Consider the following 637-nt stretch of genomic DNA (forward strand, 5'->3'; position numbering starts at 1 on the left):
GCTGGGGTGCGGGAGCGCAGCAGCCGCCCTCGGACGTCTCGTCGGTGTCCGGCTGGTCGAAGAGGCCCGCGCCGCCGCATACGCCGGTCTCGGGGAGGACGAGTTCGACGCGTTCGGCGGATGCGTGGTCGCCTGCGATGGCGGCGACGACGGAGCGGACCTGCTCGTAGCCGGTGAGGGCGAGGAAGGTCGGGGCGCGTCCGTAGGACTTCATTCCGACGAGGTAGATGCCCTGCTCGGGGTGGGAGAGCTCCTTGACTCCGTGGGGGTAGACGGTGCCGCAGGAGTGCTGGTTGGGGTCGATCATCGGGGCGAGTTCGGTGGGGGCCTGGAGGCGCTCGTCGAGGCCGAGGCGGAGTTCGTCGAGGAAGGTGAGGTCGGGGCGGAAGCCGGTGAGGACGATGACCTCGTCGACCGGGTCCAGGCGGCGGCCGTCTTCGGCGACCAGCACGAGCTGTTCTCCGTGGCGTTCGATGGATTCGGTGCGGAAGCCGGTGATGGCGTCGGCGTGGCCTTCGTCGACGGCGGCCTTGGCGGCCAGGCCAAGGGCGCCGCGGGCGGGGAGTTGGTCGGCGGTGCCGCCGCCGAAGGTGGAGCCGGAGACGCCACGGCGCAGGATCCACGTGCTGTGCGTGCC

Annotated in this window: 1 pseudogene; it reads right to left on the minus strand. The window is 71.6% G+C overall.

The annotated features are described in order from the left end of the window. Positions 1–637: pseudogene (locus VR44_RS40415) on the minus strand (flavoprotein); the annotation flags it as partial.

It is taken from the genome of Streptomyces katrae (genome assembly GCF_000966975.1).
Lineage (GTDB): Bacteria > Actinomycetota > Actinomycetes > Streptomycetales > Streptomycetaceae > Streptomyces > Streptomyces katrae.